The 18,284-nt window shown below is 48.3% G+C and carries 14 protein-coding genes; 11 read left to right on the top strand and 3 right to left on the bottom strand.

What is annotated here, in order from left to right; translation table 11 throughout:
* Window positions 1-25: 25 nt before the first annotated feature.
* A complete protein-coding gene (locus QF049_RS18145) occupies window positions 26-2,212 on the bottom strand; it encodes a YhgE/Pip domain-containing protein (RefSeq protein WP_307543315.1) in 2,187 nt (728 codons plus the stop codon).
* A 77-nt stretch (window positions 2,213-2,289) separates the two neighbouring features.
* Window positions 2,290-2,868, bottom strand: coding sequence for a TetR/AcrR family transcriptional regulator (locus QF049_RS18140; protein WP_307539434.1), 579 nt, complete (start codon window positions 2,866-2,868; stop codon window positions 2,290-2,292).
* A gap of 389 nt (window positions 2,869-3,257) precedes the next feature.
* Here QF049_RS18140 and QF049_RS18135 point away from each other — a divergent pair, with 389 nt between their 5' ends.
* The 3 genes from QF049_RS18135 (at window position 3,258) to QF049_RS18125 (ending at window position 5,780) form a co-directional block, all read left to right on the top strand.
* A complete protein-coding gene (locus QF049_RS18135) occupies window positions 3,258-3,887 on the top strand; it encodes a TetR/AcrR family transcriptional regulator (protein ID WP_307539432.1) in 630 nt (209 codons plus the stop codon).
* The gene (locus tag QF049_RS18130) at window positions 3,884-4,855 is read left to right on the top strand and encodes an alpha/beta hydrolase (protein WP_307539430.1); all 972 of its coding nucleotides are present in this window, start codon (window positions 3,884-3,886) and stop codon (window positions 4,853-4,855) included. The genes QF049_RS18135 and QF049_RS18130 overlap by 4 nt, the downstream gene beginning before the upstream one ends.
* 148 nt (window positions 4,856-5,003) lie before the next feature.
* Complete coding sequence (locus QF049_RS18125; RefSeq protein ID WP_307539428.1) at window positions 5,004-5,780, top strand: hypothetical protein; 777 nt, start codon at window positions 5,004-5,006, stop codon at window positions 5,778-5,780.
* 191 nt (window positions 5,781-5,971) lie between these two features.
* On the opposite strand, the gene QF049_RS18120 is transcribed toward QF049_RS18125, so the two are convergent.
* A complete protein-coding gene (locus QF049_RS18120) occupies window positions 5,972-7,708 on the bottom strand; it encodes a methyl-accepting chemotaxis protein (RefSeq protein ID WP_307543312.1) in 1,737 nt (578 codons plus the stop codon).
* A gap of 613 nt (window positions 7,709-8,321) precedes the next feature.
* Here QF049_RS18120 and QF049_RS18115 point away from each other — a divergent pair.
* The 8 genes from QF049_RS18115 (at window position 8,322) to QF049_RS18080 (ending at window position 18,250) form a co-directional block, all read left to right on the top strand.
* Window positions 8,322-8,531 carry a tautomerase family protein gene (locus tag QF049_RS18115; RefSeq protein WP_076213555.1) on the top strand — a complete coding sequence of 70 codons (210 nt, stop codon included), beginning with the start codon at window positions 8,322-8,324 and terminating at the stop codon, window positions 8,529-8,531.
* A gap of 56 nt (window positions 8,532-8,587) precedes the next feature.
* Window positions 8,588-9,505 carry an ABC transporter permease gene (locus tag QF049_RS18110; RefSeq protein ID WP_076213628.1) on the top strand — a complete coding sequence of 306 codons (918 nt, stop codon included), beginning with the start codon at window positions 8,588-8,590 and terminating at the stop codon, window positions 9,503-9,505.
* Between the two features lie 12 nt (window positions 9,506-9,517).
* On the top strand, window positions 9,518-10,396 hold the full coding sequence (locus QF049_RS18105; RefSeq protein ID WP_307539425.1) for a carbohydrate ABC transporter permease: 879 nt from the start codon (window positions 9,518-9,520) through the stop codon (window positions 10,394-10,396).
* A 42-nt stretch (window positions 10,397-10,438) separates the two neighbouring features.
* Window positions 10,439-11,476: a response regulator transcription factor gene (locus tag QF049_RS18100; protein WP_307539423.1), complete on the top strand. Its 1,038-nt coding sequence runs from the start codon at window positions 10,439-10,441 to the stop codon at window positions 11,474-11,476.
* A complete protein-coding gene (locus QF049_RS18095) occupies window positions 11,473-13,311 on the top strand; it encodes a cache domain-containing sensor histidine kinase (protein ID WP_307539421.1) in 1,839 nt (612 codons plus the stop codon). Before QF049_RS18100 ends, QF049_RS18095 begins: the two co-directional genes overlap by 4 nt.
* A gap of 36 nt (window positions 13,312-13,347) precedes the next feature.
* The gene (locus tag QF049_RS18090; RefSeq protein WP_307539418.1) at window positions 13,348-14,115 is read left to right on the top strand and encodes an SDR family NAD(P)-dependent oxidoreductase; all 768 of its coding nucleotides are present in this window, start codon (window positions 13,348-13,350) and stop codon (window positions 14,113-14,115) included.
* Between the two features lie 34 nt (window positions 14,116-14,149).
* On the top strand, window positions 14,150-16,558 hold the full coding sequence (locus tag QF049_RS18085; RefSeq protein WP_307539416.1) for a DUF4962 domain-containing protein: 2,409 nt from the start codon (window positions 14,150-14,152) through the stop codon (window positions 16,556-16,558).
* A gap of 141 nt (window positions 16,559-16,699) precedes the next feature.
* Window positions 16,700-18,250, top strand: coding sequence for an extracellular solute-binding protein (locus QF049_RS18080; RefSeq protein ID WP_307539413.1), 1,551 nt, complete (start codon window positions 16,700-16,702; stop codon window positions 18,248-18,250).
* Window positions 18,251-18,284 lie beyond the last annotated feature (34 nt).

Below are 18,284 nucleotides of genomic sequence, written 5' to 3'. Positions count from 1 at the left end.
TGCCTTTGCTTTTTAATTTACGAATTTACAGGTGAAGTGCGACTTCACCGCTGACGTTTTCGTTCTCCGACGTGCGATGCATCAGGAAATACGTTAAGGTTCCTCCAAGACCAATCACGGCGAAGATGCACAGAATACCAATCTGATCCCAAGCTACGCCGAACTGTCCGCTCGAGATAACTGCTTTATAACCCGTTACCGAATAGGTCATAGGCAGCCATGGGTTGAATACTTTCAGCCAATTTGGAATTAGTTCGAGCGGGAAGGTGCCCGCGCTGGTGGTGAGCTGGAAGATCAGCATCAGAATCGCGAGGAATCGTCCCGGATTTTCCAACCAAGTCACCAATGCCTGAATGATGTACATGAAGCTTAGGCTGGTCACAAAGCTGAACAAGAGGAACAACGGAACGCTCTGAACTTCCAGACCCAAGCCGTACAATACGAGCCATGAAGCAAGCAGGGATTGTACAGCACTCATGAGCGTGAAAGCCAGCGTTTTGCTCACAAAACGATTCCAGCCACTTGCCTCGCTAACCGTGCTGCCGCGTGTTGGCACAACCAATGTAGCAATCAATGCCCCGACAAACAGCCCGAGTGACAGGAAGTATGGAGAGAATCCTGTACCGTAGTTAGGTACCTCGTTATATTTATGCTCATCGACCTGAACAGGCTCTGCATACATGGTTACCAGCTCATCCGTCTTTTTCACACTACCCGTCTGCTCAGCCGCTTCATTCAACTTGTTGGCAAGTTCGCCAGAGCCGTCGGTTAATTTGAGCGTACCCTCTTTTAACTGACCTGCACCATCATCCAGCTTATGTGAGCCATCTGCAAGGGTTGAGATACCGTCTGTGAGCTGGCTTACACCCGCAACCAGCTTGCCTGCACCCGCATTCAATTGACCTGAACCATCCGCAAGTTTGGCTCCTCCAGACGCTGCTTCGGATAATTTGGAATTGAATTGTTGTAAACCAGTCGCAAGCTTTTCTTGTCCGGCGGATAATTGCGTGGCTCCTTGTACCAGTTGTTGTTCACCCTGTACCAACTGGCTGCTGCCTTGATGCAGTTGCTGTTGTGCAGCGTACAGGTTTTGACTGCCTGCGACCAATTGCTGCCCGCCCTGATAGACCTGCTCGCTACCAGCGGCAACTGCCTGACTTGCTGCCAGGAGCTGCTGCATAGCTGGACTTGCGGCCAGTTCTGGACTCGCTTCGGCTAATTGGGCAAGACCTTGCGCAACCGCTTTGGCACCCTCGCTAACTTTGCCACTGCCCTCAACAGAACTTTGCAGCCCAGCAGTCAGCTTTGCACTTCCTTCCTCAGAAGCTGCCAGTCCTGCATCCAGCTTGGCTGCGCCTTCCTGAGCAGATTGAAGGCCAGCTTGTAACTGTTTGCTGCCTGTTTCGGCCTGGGTTGCTCCATCACCCAGCTTCGTTCCTGCTGCTGCCAATTGGGACAGCCCATTGGACAGGGCGCTTGCGCCAGTATGAAGATTACCGATGCCTTGAGCGAGGGTAGTCGTACCTTCTTGTAACGGAACTATGCCGGTTTCCAGCTTGTCGGTGCCAGCTGCCAGTTTGGACAGGTTCTCTTTTAATGTAGCAGTACCCTCATGCAGCTTGACCGCACCATCATGAATCTGACCTGCGCCATCCCCGGCATCCGCCAAACCGCCTGAGATTTTTTCGACCTGATCCAATAACGTTTCCGTATACGATTCTGTGACTTTGGCGGCGACTTTGGAGCGAATTTGTTTGACCGCCGTGCCGCCAATCTGACCTGCGAGGAAGTTGTATCCTTCATTGGGTTCATAGATCAGGTCTGCCGGCTCGGGGTGCTCATCCATCAGGGTTGTTGCTTTGGTGGAAAAGTCCTCCGGAATCACAATCGTCATATAATACGTGTTGTTTTGCATACCTTGTTCTGCTTGTTCACGAGTCACGAATTGCCAGTCGAAATCATCACTTTTTTTCAATTCATCGACCAAATTCTGACCGACCTCGAGTGATTTGTCATTGTAGACTGCGCCTTGATCCTTGTTGACCACGGCCACAGGTAACTCATTCATTTTGCCATAGGGATCCCAGAATGCGTTCAGGAACAGGCCACTATACAGCACCGGAATGAACAGTACAACGAGAATTGGAATAAATACTTTTGGTTTCTTGAAGGCGGACTTCAGATCCTGCCCAAATACGTGGAATGATTTCATCATGTTCTCTCCCCATCCTTACGCTAATCCGTTTGTTCTATCTCTATTATGTTTTGAAACTATTGGCATGCCTTTCTCTAGGTGGGGGATAAGCCATTCTTGAGAAAGAGGCCCACAAAATCCTTGATCTGATCCTTATGCAGCGTAGGGTGCGCTTTGTTCCAATCCGAGGTTAAGGTGACATACAGCTTCAGCAGGACAAAAGAAACCAGCTTGGGATTGTCCCTGCGAATCTGTTCCAACTCCATGGCACGGCTGACCTGACGCTCCAGATATTCGAGAATGGCTGTCTCCACTTTCTGCAAACCTTCCTTGGCTTGCGGTGTACCGAACTCGTTGACCTCCTGAAAGAGCTTGATCAACAACTCATGTTCCTCCCGGTACTCCAGCAGAGAATCCATGCTCATATGCACGTTATCCAGAAAGGTATTCTCTTCCTTCACCGTCTGCTCTGTAATCTGTCTCATATCCGCAATGATCGAGCGCAGAATCTCGCTGAACAGTTCTTCTTTATTATCGAAAAAAGTATAGATCGTTCCCTTGCCCACATTGGCAAGTCTCGCAACCTGCTCCATCGTTGTGGCCTTGTAGCCAAACAGGGCAAAGGATTTCTCGGCAGAATCCATCACCTGTTGCCTTCGATCTATCGTTTTCATGGCATATACACCTCCTTATATGTTGAAAGGTAATGGGTAAGGTAAATCCTTTAGTGACCGTTTTACTATTATGGTCAGTTGGTCGTTAACAACTGTAGCACTTGAACATAGATATTGGATGTGATCATTGTCATAAGTAGCTCGTACAGGTGTGAAGATGATGCTCACATGAAAATCCTGGTGTGTTACCTTATCGCAATACATAGGCATGTAACAAGCCGGAGGGGGAGTTGGGCCGCACGCCGGGCTTATTTGTATTGGTTAAGTTTCATCCTGCTCGTCAGTAAGATAAATTGCTCTTGCCATAAGCTATAAATAAAGATATATTATTAATTAATTAACTGATCATTTAATTAATTGGGGTTTAGTTTAAAGAGAGGGGAATACATGTGGCAAGACCCATCAATGAAGAAAAAAGACTGGAGCGTCGGAGACGGATTCTAAAAGAAGCTGTTGTCCTGTTCGCAGAAAGTGGATATTCGAATACTACAACGGCGATCATTGCGAAGCGTGTGGGAGTGACTCCCGGAACCATTTTTCAATATTTTCCTAACAAAGAAGCTTTATTCTACGCCGCTGTCCTTGAGCCGCTTGCTGATATTCAGAAGAAATCACTTGCTTCTCTACAACAAGAGGGGACACCGGGTCAATTGATTAAGAATATGGTGGAAGAACAATTCAACCATATCTACTTCTATACCAATGAATTGCGGCTTGCTCAATCTGTTCTAGGACAACGAATAAGGTTCCCTGAACTTACACAGAAAGTACTAGAAAGTATAAAGGTAATGACCGATGAAATCGAAGATGTTTATGCGAAGGGTCAATTAAAGGGTGAATTCAACAAAAGCTTTTCTCCAGCGATGATTTCTCGTGCCTATATCTCTTTTTTAAATGGAGTGGCCTTAACTCTCGGCGAAAGCATTCTTCATCATCCCGAGTGGGAAAATCTGAAAGGCCATGCCTTTTATTTGTTTGCACCCCTATCACCTATAGAAAAACTGGAGGAGTCTGAATGAGTCAAACATCATTACAATCTGATCGGACATTGAACAAGCGTGTGAAGAAACGGAAGATAATGTTTTGGAGCCTGGGAATCGTACTTTTGCTTGTGGTGGCTCTTGTATTTTTTATATCTTACAAAGTAGTAGACACTTTGTTGCACCATCCTAGAGACACGAATGTCAGCTACGAATTGAATATCGATAAAACGCCCTACGAAGAGGTTGAGTTCAAGAGTTTGAAAAATGATAATACGATTAGAGGTACCTTCTTTCCTGCAAATGTTGGTGGTAAATCAAGCGATAAGACGATTATTGTTGTCCATGGGTATACAAGCAATCGTTTAGTCAAAGGGCGAACCCCAAAGTTAGTAGAGCATCTCGTTCCGAAAGGTTACAATGTGTTGGCATTTGATCTCAGCTCACAAGGTAAATCCGATGGTGATTTGATTACACTGGGACTCAATGAAAAATATGATTTGCTGGGAGCAGTAGACTATTTAAAAACCAGAGACCATACGGGTGACAACATTGGCGTGATCGGCTTTTCTATGGGTGCTGCTACTTCTTTGCTGGCCACAAGTGAAAGTGATGACATTCAAGCCGTGATTGCAGATAGTCCATTTCGTAATGCGGGCTTATTTCTAAGAGAGGGCTTACCTTTCTTTTCAGGTTTACCTGCATTTCCATTCAGTTATACATCAACATGGATGGCCAATTGGGTCTTTGATGTTGATCTGGATTCCGTATCTCCTATGGATGCAGTGAAAAAGATGCAAGACAAACCCGTTATGCTCATTCATGGTACTGGGGATCAGCAAATCAGTTATAAAAACACAGAAATGATTTATGAGTCCTTAAAGGACAACCCAGATGCAGAAGTATGGTATCCCAAAAATACGGAGCACATCGATGCGATCAACCACTACCCCACTGAATATTTTCAGAGAGTAGATCGCTTTATGGATGAATATGTAGGGAAATAAAACAAAATTGAATTAACTTTAACAGGGAGCAAGTTGCGAAAAGTAACTGCTCCCTATTCTTATTTTGTTAACGAGTAGAATAGCTGAGCGAAAAAAGCTTGTAACTATGTCTTCGTTGAATCCGTCTAATAGGTTGAGGTGATTGAGAATGATACCATTTAAATATTGGAGCCAGCGATTGAGTATGCTTTTGATGCTAGTCATTATTGTTGGCTGTGGAATATCGAATAAGGGGGAGATAACATCCAAACCCCATGAAACGGTTATGGAAGAAGTTTCAAAGGAATCAACGAAGAGATGCCCGGGAACCATTGAATGGATTGATTTTTTGATGTTCAATGATGTTACCTACTTTCAAAACAACGAAGGGACCAAATTGGTACCTGCAGAGCAAATTGGGGATAGGGTAGGGGAAGTGAGCTCCATGCTGAACGAGCATGTGTGTGCGGATCACGTGACCGAGAATGGTGATGCGGCATATCTTCCAATTGGAACTGTTATATATGAACTCAAAGGTTATAAGTCGCATTATCGCGTGGTAGCGAATAATAAGGTTTACGAAGTAAAAGAAAATCCCAATGCGAAGACGATGGGAGACCTGATGGACATTGAAGACAAAGTGGAAAAAGTCAGCCTTGAAAGCGGAAATGATGGGAGCCCAATTGGTGACTTCCCCCAGGAAGCCGCATCTGAATTCTTGAACGAACTTTTGCCGTTGCGATATGTTGGCTTTGATGAGGTATATAAGAAATTCAAGCATGAGACAGGGATTTTTTTACGTGTGCATCTTCAAGATGGAACATCTTTTCGAATGGTTTACTATCCGAAAGCGAATGCATTCTCAGCAGGTGCTTTTGGAACAGAAAAGTTACAATCGTTAATCGTTTCTCAGAGAAAAGAAATTAAAGCAGCTGCTGGATTATAGTGGAGTGGAGGGTTCAATAATTCAGCTACAATGACAAGAAAAAGATCGATCAGCGCAGAAGAAATACTGTCTGTTAAATGATACCTGGAACCTATCCACCTACCCTGGTAACAACAAAAAGCCAAGGCTTCGAGTTAGTCACTCATGAGCCTTGGTTTTTTACTGTATCGTATTCTTGGTTCGTATGGCTTTTATTCTGCTCGTACTTTAAAGAATGAGATCAGTTCTTGCAGTTGCTCGGATACAACCGAGAGCTCATCGGAGGCACTCACAATGGCTGCCATGGAGGCTTCCTGCTCATCAATTGACTGCTCAATTTGTTTACTACTGCTTGCTGCCTTGCTGACATTGGCAGACAGTTCATCGGCCGTGGCAGACATTTCTTGTGTGCTTGCCGAGATCTCTTCGGTAGAACTGGAGATATCCTGAATCTGGTTTGCAACTTTATTCGTAGCAGTCAGAATATTCTCGAAGAATACGCCAGTCTCTTGGGTAACTTCCAAGCCTTTGGTGACTTCCTTGGAACCCAACTGCATCGCCTCGGAAGATTGCATGATATCCCGTTGAATTTCTTCAATCAACTGTCGAATTTGCTTCGCTGATTCCTGGGATTGCTCTGCCAGGTTACGTACCTCACCTGCAACCACCGCAAAACCTCTTCCTTCTTCACCTGCGCGGGCTGCCTCGATTGAAGCGTTAAGTGCAAGCAAGTTGGTTTGTCCAGCAATCTCCGTAATCACGTTAACAATGTTGCTAATCTGGTTCGAGTTATTTTCCAAAGACTGAATCGAGTTTGACGTATTTTGCACCGCACCCGAGATCAGGCGCATCTGCTCAATGACTTGTTGCATTACCACATTACCTGTGCTGGAGCGCTGCTCCATGCTGAGTGCTTCATCTGCCACATCGGCTGAACTGCTGGCGATCGTCTGCACTACCGTTGACATCTCTGTCATGGCACGTGCGTTCTCAACAGTGGCTTTGTCTTGTGACACCAGTCCAGTAGATATTTCTCGAATATTGGTGCTGATGGATTGAATATTCACATTATTTTTCTCTGAAATGCCCAGTAGTTGTTTGGAAGATTCCGAGAGGTGATGCGAAGTATTCTGTACTTTATAAATGGTTGTATTGAATCGATGGATCATCGCATTAAACTTCTCGTTGATGATACCCAGATCATCTCGCCCGGTATCGATGGTTACGTCCAGATTACCCGTGCTGACTTCTTCGATACCTTTCATCAGATTGCGGATCGGAAGTAACGTTCTTTTCAGCAAAATGAATTGCAACACCATGAACAGGATCAGGAAACCGATCAGGAACATCAAACCGTACGTAAGCAGTTTGTTCAGACCTTTTGGAACGGCACTTGCATCTACATCGAAGTAAAGAGCAGCATACATGGAGCCATCTGCGTTATTAATCGGATAGATCAGAGTAGTCCAAGTTCCGTAGTCATCGGTGTAGAAATCACTGAAGGCCGGCTTTCCGTCCTTTTTCATCTGTTCCAGCACCACAACGTTATTCTCGGGCAGTGGGTACATGGCACCTGCAGGCAGATTGTCTTGCTCGAATGGCTCCAGCAGGTTCGTTGGAATCGCGATGATGGACGTTCCGTTTCCTTGTTCGAGTTCTGAACCAAAAATGTACGCCTGCGCGATGTTTGGATAGAACTCATGGATGGAATCGAGATAAGCCTTCATTTCCTGCTGTACAGGACCGGCGTAGCTTTTTTCACTGGCGGCTTGGGCGACTTTGGCGATGTCCAGATCGTTATACGATTTCTGGGTGATGACAGTGGCTTGGTCGTGCAACTGTTCTACCAGAATGTTCTTTTGCAGCTGGTAAGCCGCGGTAATCAGGATAATACCAATCAAGGTGATGCTACCGAATGAGATCACCAAATTTTTAACAAAGAAAGGCATGGTACTCCAGCGAAGCTTATTAAACAAGATTGTTCACTCCTTTTACAAATATGAAAATGTACTATACCTGGATGGGGGAGGCTATACGCTATGTAATCTAACGAATGTCTAGTGAATCGATATCGTGCACCTTCTATAATTCTGGATTCTGCTGTTGTTACATGACATTCTCTCGTTGGTTCAGGGTACTTCTTGCATTGCTTCAAACTCTACTTCACTTATAGGACCCCCAGGTAAGGTACTTCCTAAAGTATATCGTTATAAAGTCATATAAATGTTAGGTTTATCAGTAAAAATAGTTCTAAGGTATCGGTTCCGTGGGCGTATTTTTCATTTTGTTTCTTTGTTATTACGTTTTATTAATGCAAGGTTCTCTATGTGATCAGGTATGTGGAGGAATGCTCTGGTAACTTCTATACCGTGATGAATGATGAATATGCATAACAATATGCTGATCCATGAGGTCCCCATTCGTATGGGGGCCTTTTAGGTTGCTAACACCTAAAGAAAACACAAGTGAACGAAAAGACAGTCCATTGTTGCCCTTCCGCAGGAACGCTAAGATGAAGTTGTTAAAGCGTTTACATCACGTAATGAAGGGAGCTTAAATCGGATGCCAGAAATTACGATCAGGCTGTATGAAGGCAGGACGGATGAGCAAAAGCAGGAGATAGTGGAGGTGTTCACACGCGAGCTCTCGCGTATTATCGACCGTGAACCGGATTACATTTCCATCGAATTCAATGAAATCCCATGGGACGAGAACGTTCCTGATAACTTGAGAAGCACGCAATCACAGAAGCAGGGAGGGGAGAAGACGTGAAGCCGGCAGATTTCGTGCCACCAAGCCGGGGGGCAACCGGACTTCACTCGTCTGGTCTGGGCGCTCGGCTCGGAGATGCGGGACGTTATCTGTGGCGATACCGGATACTATATCTACTCTCCTTACCGGGTATCCTGTATTTTTTCCTCTTCAAATATGTACCTTTATTCGGTTCAGTCATTGCTTTTCAGAACTACAACATTTTTAAAGGCATCACCGGAAGTGATTGGGTAGGCCTGGAGCACTTCCAGAAGATGTTCAGCCATTATGATTTTTTAAGAATTCTCAATAACACACTTCTGCTTGGACTATATGATCTTGTGATTGCATTCCCGGTACCGATCTTACTGGCGATTCTGCTGAATGAAGTGCGGATGATTGTTTTTAAGCGTTTGCTGCAAACGATTGTATACATGCCTCACTTTCTGTCCTGGGTCGTCATTAGCGGTATCTTCATGGGTATTTTCTCGATGGATGCCGGGGTGGTCAACAAGGCACTTGGATTTCTGGGCATGCAGCCGGTCTACTTCCTTGGAGAAGACTCGTACATTCGTTCCATTCTGATCGGTTCCGGGATCTGGCGCGACTCCGGGTACGGCACAATTATTTTCCTGGCTGCCATTGCGGGCATCAATCCCGATCTGTATGAGGCGGCAGAGGTAGATGGAGCCGGACGTTTGAAGCAAATATGGTCGATTACCCTGCCATCCTTGCTGCCAACGATTATGATTTTGTTGCTGCTGCACATCGGGAAGTTTCTTGATCTGGGTTTTGAGCGTGTGTTTGTATTCCTGAATCCGCTCAATCTGGAATCTGGCGAAATTCTCGATACGTACATCTACAAAGCCGGGCTTCTCTCACAGCAATACAGCTATACAACTGCAATCGGGTTGTTCAAGTCGGTCGTGGGCTTGATGCTTATTCTACTCGGTAACTTTTTCAGCAAAAAAACAACTGGCGAAAGCCTGTATTAGGAGGCGAGATGGATGCGTGCCCCCAGTGTCCGTTACCGTATATTTCGCATTGGAAATCTCGTTTTTCTTACGCTGCTCTCGTTGACGATGATTCTGCCTTTCATTAATGTGCTGGCCCAGTCACTTAGCAGCTCGGAAGCGATCATGGGCGGAAAGGTTAGCTTCTGGCCTGTAGCTTTTACCTGGATCAATTACGAATATGTATTCGGCGATGCTGCCTTCTGGCGGGCCTTTGCGGTATCGGTTGGGGTAACGTTAGTTGGTACGCTGGTCAATCTCGCCGCAACGGCATCACTCGCGTATCCCGTGTCCCGTCCAGAGTACAAGGGTCGCTCTCTTGTTGTCATGTTTGTCCTGGTGACCGTCGTATTCTCGGCGCCGCTCATTCCGAACTTTATTCTGATGAAGGAGCTGCATCTGGTCAACAATCCACTAGTGCTGATTGTGCCAGGAGCGATTAACGCCTTTAACTTTTTCGTCATGCGTTCGTTCTTCTCACAGCTACCGGGTGAATTGATCGATGCCGCCCGCATCGATGGCTGTGGGGAGTTTGGCATCATCTGGCGTATCGTTATTCCATTGTCCAAACCGGCCATGGCATCACTCGGCATTTTCTATGCGGTCGGCCACTGGAATGCGTATTCCACCGCGCTTTATTATCTGAATGATCCGGCCTGGTGGCCGATCCAGGTCACACTCAAGAAGCTGTTTGAGAGTGACGATATTTCCGTCGATCCGGGTTCTGCCGTCTATAGCACCCTTGCACATACATCGCCGGAAGGCATCAAAATGGCGACCATCATCATCGCCACCTTGCCAATCATTATCATATACCCTTTCCTGCAAAAGCATTTTGTAAAAGGAATCATGGTCGGCTCCGTCAAATCTTAACTACAAGCAGCATACAGATCTGACGGAAACGGGGGAATGGCGATGTTCAGAATCTTGATTACGGACGATGAACCGATGATTCGGATGGGTCTGGCGAAGATGATTGAGCAAGCAGGTCTGTTCGATTGTGAGATCCGGCAGGCGGCGCATGGGGAAGAAGCCCTTCAGGTGGTGAAGGACTTTCGGCCACACATCCTGTTTACGGATATTCGCATGCCAACGATGGATGGCATTGAGTTGTGTCGACGTTTATCCGAGCAAGGCAGTACGATGCGTATTATTGTAGTCTCCGGTTATTCGGACTTTGAATATGCAAGAGCCTGTATGGATTATGGGGTAAAGCGATATTTGCTCAAACCTGTAGGACGACAGGAGCTTCATGAACTGCTGCTCAAATTGCTGGCGTCAGAAGAGGATAAACCTACGGTATCCCTTGTACCCGTGAGGGAGCTGAATGATTGGGCCATGCGTCTGGAAGAGGCTATATGGGAGTTAAGGCAATCCGATGTGACGGAGCTGCTCGCAGCATGGTCGAATCGTTATCCGGCATATGCCCTGATGCCTGAGCAGACAGCAGAGCTTTTTCAGGAATTGCTGGAATTGATTGTGGCCCGCATGAACGCCCGTGGCAACGGAACGATGAGTACGTCTAGTGAGATAATTGTAAGCGCTTCCTCAAAGGAGTGCTTCGAGGCTCTGGGCAACGAAATCCAGACGTTGATGAATAGGATAAAGGAAAAGCGCAGTGGCAAGCGCAAGCATCCGGTGGAAGAAGCAAAGGCTTATCTGGAGCAGCATTTGCGCCGGGAAGTATCACTGGACGAGATTGCTGCCAAGTTGGGCCTTAACCCGTCCTACTTCAGCCAACTGTTTAAACAGACCACTGGTCAGACCTTTATCCAATACCGGATACGTAGCAAAATGGAACTGGCCAAACGCATGCTGGAACAGCCGGGCAACCGGATTACGGATATATCCTACGAAGTGGGGTATGCGGATCATCCCCATTTTACCAAGACATTCAAGAAAATTACCGGACTGACCCCGTCCGAATACCGCAGTAAGTTGGGCATTGAATGATGAAGCGCAGCCTGTCGATCCGCCTGTTCTTTCATTTTGCCATCGTAATTACGTTGTCCCTGTCTGCCATTGGCTTGTTTACCTATACCTATGCCTCAACTGAGATGAACGATCAGCTGGCGGACAACATCGCCCAAACGATGCGTAATACGGCGTACCAGACCGATCTGTATTTGCAGAATTATGATCGTGCAACCTACTCCATCCTCTCGAATGGAAGTGTGAAGCACTTCCTCGATATGAATTCGGAGGATAGTTATGCCTATTACGATTATAGCCGCCAGATTAAAAGGAACGTGTTCCCGCCTGTTTTTATGTTATATCCACAGATCAAGTTCCTGTATGTTATCGGGGAGAACGGGCGGGTTGTCATCGATGACAACCAGAATTCAGCGGGCATACCCGATATCGATGCTGCACAGCAGTATAAGGAGTTGCTCGCTGCAACCCCTGCGAATGGCGAATCGACGTTGCTCACCCGCAGTATTCGCAGTGGACAGAGTTCGAATGTCATTACGATTGCACGCCGGATCAGGGGAATGTCCTCCTATACACCAAACGGAGTGCTGGCGATGGAAGTGAATGTGCTTGAGCTTGACAACATCTGGGGAGAACTCGATCTCAGTCAAGGGGGATATCAGTATGTGATGGATCAGAACGGAAATGTCATCTACCTTCCTGAGGTCGAGGAGGCGCAAACCGTGATGTCATCCAGCACCGTGGACAGACTTATGCATATGGAGGCAGGGTCACTGGAACAGAACACGGATGGCACCAAACGGCTGTTTATATCGGAACTGTCTGCCTATTCGGGCTGGCGCTTTGTTGCTTCCGTGCCGCTGTCAGAGCTTCAAAGGCCGATTGCAACGATTCGTTCAGCTACATTATGGGTTGGTGCAGGAACCTTGCTCGCAGCGCTTGTTGTGGCCTACCGGATCGGAGCATCTCAAGTGGAACCCATTCGGGTGCTGATGAACGGAATGAGACAGACGGAGAAGGGAATCTGGAACAAGGTGGAGATGAAGGAAAGGCGCGATGAGATCGGAGTGCTGATCCGCAGCTATAATCTGATGGTCAGCCGTTTGTCGGACATGATTGAGAGTGTATATGAGTCGGAGTTGCGCCGCCAGAAGTCGGAAATTGAGCTACAGCAGGAAGCGTTGGAACGACACCGTGCGGAATTTCAGGCGCTCCAGTTGCAGATCAATCCACATTTTCTCTACAACACATTGGAGACAATCAAATGTTATGCCGTCGTACAGGATTCCGAAGAAATTACGCAGATGGTGGAATCGATGGCTCATATGCTCCGTTATTCCATTCAGACCAATCTGGAGGAGATTACGGTTGCCAATGAGCTGAAGCATGTGCTGGCCTACCTTTCCATCATGAACCATCGCATGGATCGGGAGCTTGAAGTTGAGGTCATCATTGCACCGGATCTGTTGTTGGAAAAAATGGTTCGTCTCACCCTCCAGCCTCTGGTGGAAAATGTGCTGCAACATGCGTTTCCACAGGGCATGGAACCGGGTCATTTTATCCGCATCGATGCTCGGCGTCTGCAAGATCGATTTCTTGTCATCGTCCAGGATAATGGCATGGGCATGAGCAATGCACGTCTGGAGAAGCTGCGTCGCCGTCTGGAACTGAACCGTCTGGCAGGTGAAGACACCGATGATGTTTATCATCGCGGGGGGATCGGACTTATGAATGTACATCGCCGGATTCAGCTCGTATTTGGAGAAACGTACGGCTTGATGATGGAGAGCGAGGTAGGCGTGGGAACGACTATTACAATGGCGCTTCCGGCGGACCAGCACAGCAAGCGGATTTAATGTGTTTGAAACCAATAACAGGGAGGAAGATCAAACATGAATATCAATTTACAGAACAAAATTGCATTGGTAACAGGTTCCAGTGGTGGAATTGGCGCTGCTATTGCCGGAGCGTTGGCTCGTTGCGGGGCGAAGGTTGCTGTGAATGGTCTGCATAACATGGAGCGGGCTGAAGAGGTTGTAGCTGCGATCCGGGATGCTGGTGGTGAAGCGGCGGCATTTCAGGCAGATGTGACGGATACGGATGCGATCAGAGCGATGGTTGAAGAGATTACACTCCGTTTCGGCGGTCCAATTGACCTGTTGGTTAACAACGCGGGACATCTGGTGGAGCGAAGCCCCATTGAAACGATGAGTGAGGAGCTGTACAACCGAATTATGGATGTCAATCTGAAGAGCACCGTCTTTGTCTCCAAAGCAGTCATTCCTGGCATGAAGGCAGCTGGAGGCGGGCGAATTATCAATCTGACCTCCGTAGCGGCTCATAATGGGGGCGGGCCGGGTGCAGCTATATACGCAGCATCTAAGGCGGCCGTCATTGCGTTAACCAAAGGACTCGCCAAAGAGCTGGCCCCTGGGGGGATTACGGTCAATGCCCTTTCACCGGGCTTCATCGGACAGACGGCGTTCCATGCTACATTCACCTCAGCAGAAGGTCGGTCTTCTGCGGTAAACAGCATCCCGCTTGGACGGGAAGGAACTCCCGATGATGTCGCAGGAGCGGCGTTGTACCTGTGTTCCGACCTGGGTTCTTTTATAACCGGAGAGACGCTTGAAATCAATGGCGGCATGTATATGCGTTGATGTTACAACATTGCGATAAGGAGGGGACAAAACAATGGAAGTGAAGCGAAAGCTTGCAGAAAGATCGTTGTACCAACCCATCAGCGGGCCGTTCCATGTGGACTACGCTCCTGACGAGCATACCTTTCTGGCAGAGAACCCGCCAAGGTTTACCTGGATGGCGGCACAGCAGGAGGATGAGAATGCCTATCTGCTGCAAGTGTCGGCGAGCCCTTCTTTTCAGGAAGAAGAGACGATGACCTTTGCGCCGCTTCCGTATAACTTTTTCACGCCAGACCGGGTGTTTGAACCAGGGGATTATTATTGGCGATATGCGTTGCTTGTAGATCATCTAGTGCAGCAAAGAAGCGAAGCCGAAGCGGACGTCTTACAGGGGAAGCAAGGGACTGAAGTCGAAGGGTATGCCTCGCAAGGGAAGCAAGGGGAAATGTCGGCTTGGAGTGAGGTGCGGCGGTTCACTGTACCAGTGGGATTACCCGAGACACCGCTACCCTCCCGGGCACAGCGATACGTTTCCACAGACACGTCTCACCCACGGCTGTGGCTTGGTGAGCGTGGACTGAATGCACTTGCCGATGGTGTTGCGTCCGATGCTACATACTGCGGCTGGGATGCGTTTATGGCAAATTCCGTGGAGCCGTGGGCAAACCGTGAGCCCATTCGTGAACCGCAGCCTTATCCGGAGAACAAACGTGTCGCCGTACTCTGGAGGCAAATGTACATTGACTGTCAGGAAGTGTTATATGCGATTCGTCATCTGAGTATCGCTGGACGGGTGCTTCGAGACGAACGGCTGCTTGAAGCGGCGAAAACCTGGCTGTTGCATGTGGCAGCTTGGGATACGGAGGGAACAACCTCCCGCGATTATAATGACGAGGCGGCCTTTCGGGTTGCCGCTGCGCTTGCTTGGGGTTATGACTGGTTGCATGATGAGTTGAACAGTGAAGAGCAGGAAGTGGTAAGGCGCAGTTTGCTGCGGCGGACAGAACAGGTAGCCCAGCATGTGATGGTCCGCTCGAAGATTCATCATGTGCCCTATGACAGCCATGCGGTGCGTTCATTGTCCTCAGTACTTGTGCCCTGCTGTATGGCCTTGTTGCATGAGGAGCAGCAGGCTGCAGAGTGGCTAGATTATGCAATCGATTATTATGCCTGTCTGTATTCCCCTTGGGGTGGCAGTGATGGGGGATGGGCCGAAGGCCCGATGTATTGGACAACAGGCATGGCCTATGTGACCGAAGCGATGAATTTGCTGCGAAACTATGCGGGTATCGACTTTTTCCGTCGACCATTCTTCCAGCGTACCGGGGATTTTCCGTTCTACGTCTACCCGCCCGATGCACGGCGCGCCAGCTTTGGGGACCAGTCTACGCTGGGTGACCCGGTAAACTTGAAAACAGGTTATCTTGTGCGCCAACTGGCTGGGGTTACAGGCAATCGCTGGTACCAGTGGTATTTTGAGCGTGTACGCCAATCCGATCCGGGGACAGAGGGTGCTTTTTATAACTACGGTTGGTGGGACTTCCACTTTGACGAATTAGTATACCGCCACGATTATCCGCAGGTGGAGGAAGAGTCGCCTGTGGACATCGAGCCGCTGAAGTGGTTCCGTGATGTGGGGTGGGTAGCCATGCATCACCGGATGGACGATCCGGATGAGCATATGATGCTTCTGCTCAAGTCGAGCCGTTATGGCTCCATCAGTCACAGTCATGCTGATCAGAACAGCTTTACTCTGCATGCATTCGGTGAGCCGCTCGCGGCGGATACGGGCTATTATATCGCGCACGGAAGTTCCTTTCACCGGGAATGGCGCAGGCAGACACGCTCCAAAAACAATCTGCTGATTGGCGGAGCAGGGCAGTATGCCGAGAACAACAAGGTGCTGAATATGGCCGCAACCGGACAGATCGAAGAGGCCTATTGGCGGGATGGCGATGGTTATGTACGCGCGGTAGCGACTGATGCCTATGCCAGCACCGTACCCCATGTGAAGCGTGTTGTACGGGAGATTCATTATCTGCAATCATCCTATTTCGTCATTGTGGACCACATTGACCTGGAGAAACCGGACAGCGTCCAATGGCTGTTCCATGCACTGTACCCGCTGCAGCTGAAAGGGCAGAGCTTCCGCCTGAATGGTACTAAGGCGGGGCTTGAGGGAACATTTGTATATGCTTCCTCCGGTGAGCTGGCGCTGAGCCAGACGGATCAATTTGCAGAGGTGGACCCCTCAGAGTACGAAGGGCTGGATAGGCATTATCATCTGAGCGCGGAAACCCGGCCTGCCACAAGTCATACAATTGTTACGCTGCTTGTACCATATAAGATCGAGGAGCCGAAGTATGTCCCCTATTTCATCGATGATCAGGATCACGGTATCCATCTCTATTTTACCGACAACGGTGTAACAAAGAAGATCGAGGTATCCAAGACGTACTAATAAGTGATGACCTAAAGAAAACGCAATCTCATCTAAAACATCCCCATTGTTGCAGGCGGTGGGGATGTTTTATCATCTTAATGAAAGCGCTTCACCTACAAGTGATACCTAAACCTAAATCAGGATGAAAAGAGGGGTAGCATGAAAAAGTGGATGGTCACAGGCATGGCGCTATTGCTGGCGGCAACCTTCATGGCGGGATGCAGCAAGGGAAGCGGGGCGGAATCCGGTGAGAATGGGGGAGACGGCAAGACAAGGTTCTCCATGTCACTGCGAACGCTGGCGTATACGTATGTGGAGAAGTCACCGGACATCAACCAGGATAAATGGGTTAAAAAGCTAGAGGAACTGACCAATAGTGATCTGAAAATCGTGCTTGTGCCTCATAAGGAATATGAGCAGAAAATGGTCCAGATGTTTGCCACCAACGATATTCCTGATGTGGTGCAGGGTGATGGCGGCGTCAACGGCAAGGAGATGGCCGGTTCGGTCGAAGCCGGAGTATTCCAGCCGCTGGATGAGCTGTTGCAGCAGTATGGGCAAGATTTGCTGAAAGCCGTGCCGAAGGAAGCATGGGACCAGGTCACCCATGACGGCCAGATCTATGCCATCCCCGAATATTTATCCAATCCATCCCGCCGGGCAACCTGGATTCGTAAGGATCTGCTGGATCAAACGGGATTGCCTGTGCCCACCACGGTGGATGAAACATTGGAAGTTCTGCGTGCCTTTAAAAAGCTTGGCGTGGAGAATCCATATATGGGGCGTGAAGATTTCAAATATGCAGATACCTTCTTTGGTGCCTATGATGTGCAACAGTTCCTCTCCATGATGGAGCAGCAGGGTGACCAGATTGTACCTAAGTTCATGGATAACGAGAATATGCAGCAAGCCCTGACGGTCTATAAGACGATGTACGAGGAAGGGCTAATTAACAAAGAGTTCGCGACCATCAATTCGACGGTATTCAAAAATACGATTCTCTCCGGTAAGGCGGGCATGTGGTCCATGAACGCCAACGAACTGATTCAATGGGAGAAGCAGATTAAAGCGTCGGTTCCCGATGCCAAAATCGAAATTATCCCTTCGCCTGTTGGCCCGGACGGTAAAGGTGGTTACTATCTGTACGGTCCGGTGACACGTGCCTACTTTATCAATAAGGATGCGGCTGATCCGGCTTCCATTATCCGTTTCTTCAACTGGATGGTGTCTGACGAAGCGGAGAAATTCTTCACGTACGGCACGGAAGGAGAGACCTATACAGAGGATAATGGTGTGATTGCATATACAGCTCCGACAGACTCTGCTGGCGTGGACGAGGAGCGTTACCGTCAATCCTTCTTATGGTTTGTACAGGACACAACATACAACAAAGGCTCCCTATCCCTGACTGAAGAAGGCAGAAAGTTGATGAATATTTATGATACGGTTTTAGCCAAAGAAGGTCGGGATGGCATCAACTTTGATCCGCGGTTGGAGGCCTTTGTACAGAATCCGGAGATTGCTCCCAATTCGGATACACCCCCTCAGGTATTGCTTACTCACATGATCAAGATGGTTTATGGTAAGGAGCCGATCTCCGATTGGCCGAAGGTAGTTGAGGAATGGAAATCCAAAGGTGGCGATCAGGCCATTGAGGAAGCCACTCAGAAATTCAAGGACGGGGAAGGCATATCTTTGCCGCGTCGCTAGAATTGTGCGGTATAAGCAATGATTACCACGAACA

Source organism: Paenibacillus sp. W4I10, from assembly GCF_030816325.1.
GTDB lineage: Bacteria > Bacillota > Bacilli > Paenibacillales > Paenibacillaceae > Paenibacillus > Paenibacillus amylolyticus_B.
This window is presented reverse-complemented; position numbering and strand designations above follow the sequence as displayed.

Excerpts from the sequence above, each read along its gene's own strand:
- QF049_RS18100 (WP_307539423.1), top strand. The coding sequence starts at position 10,439 with ATGTTCAGAATCTTGATTACGGACGATGAACCGATGATTCGGATGGGT.
- QF049_RS18125 (WP_307539428.1), top strand. The coding sequence starts at position 5,004 with ATGATACCATTTAAATATTGGAGCCAGCGATTGAGTATGCTTTTGATG.
- QF049_RS18145 (WP_307543315.1), bottom strand. The coding sequence starts at position 2,212 with ATGAAATCATTCCACGTATTTGGGCAGGATCTGAAGTCCGCCTTCAAG.
- QF049_RS18085 (WP_307539416.1), top strand. The coding sequence starts at position 14,150 with ATGGAAGTGAAGCGAAAGCTTGCAGAAAGATCGTTGTACCAACCCATC.
- QF049_RS18130 (WP_307539430.1), top strand. The coding sequence starts at position 3,884 with ATGAGTCAAACATCATTACAATCTGATCGGACATTGAACAAGCGTGTG.
- QF049_RS18120 (WP_307543312.1), bottom strand. The coding sequence starts at position 7,708 with ATGCCTTTCTTTGTTAAAAATTTGGTGATCTCATTCGGTAGCATCACC.
- QF049_RS18095 (WP_307539421.1), top strand. The coding sequence starts at position 11,473 with ATGATGAAGCGCAGCCTGTCGATCCGCCTGTTCTTTCATTTTGCCATC.
- QF049_RS18080 (WP_307539413.1), top strand. The coding sequence starts at position 16,700 with ATGAAAAAGTGGATGGTCACAGGCATGGCGCTATTGCTGGCGGCAACC.
- QF049_RS18140 (WP_307539434.1), bottom strand. The coding sequence starts at position 2,868 with ATGAAAACGATAGATCGAAGGCAACAGGTGATGGATTCTGCCGAGAAA.
- QF049_RS18090 (WP_307539418.1), top strand. The coding sequence starts at position 13,348 with ATGAATATCAATTTACAGAACAAAATTGCATTGGTAACAGGTTCCAGT.
- QF049_RS18115 (WP_076213555.1), top strand. The coding sequence starts at position 8,322 with ATGCCAGAAATTACGATCAGGCTGTATGAAGGCAGGACGGATGAGCAA.
- QF049_RS18105 (WP_307539425.1), top strand. The coding sequence starts at position 9,518 with ATGCGTGCCCCCAGTGTCCGTTACCGTATATTTCGCATTGGAAATCTC.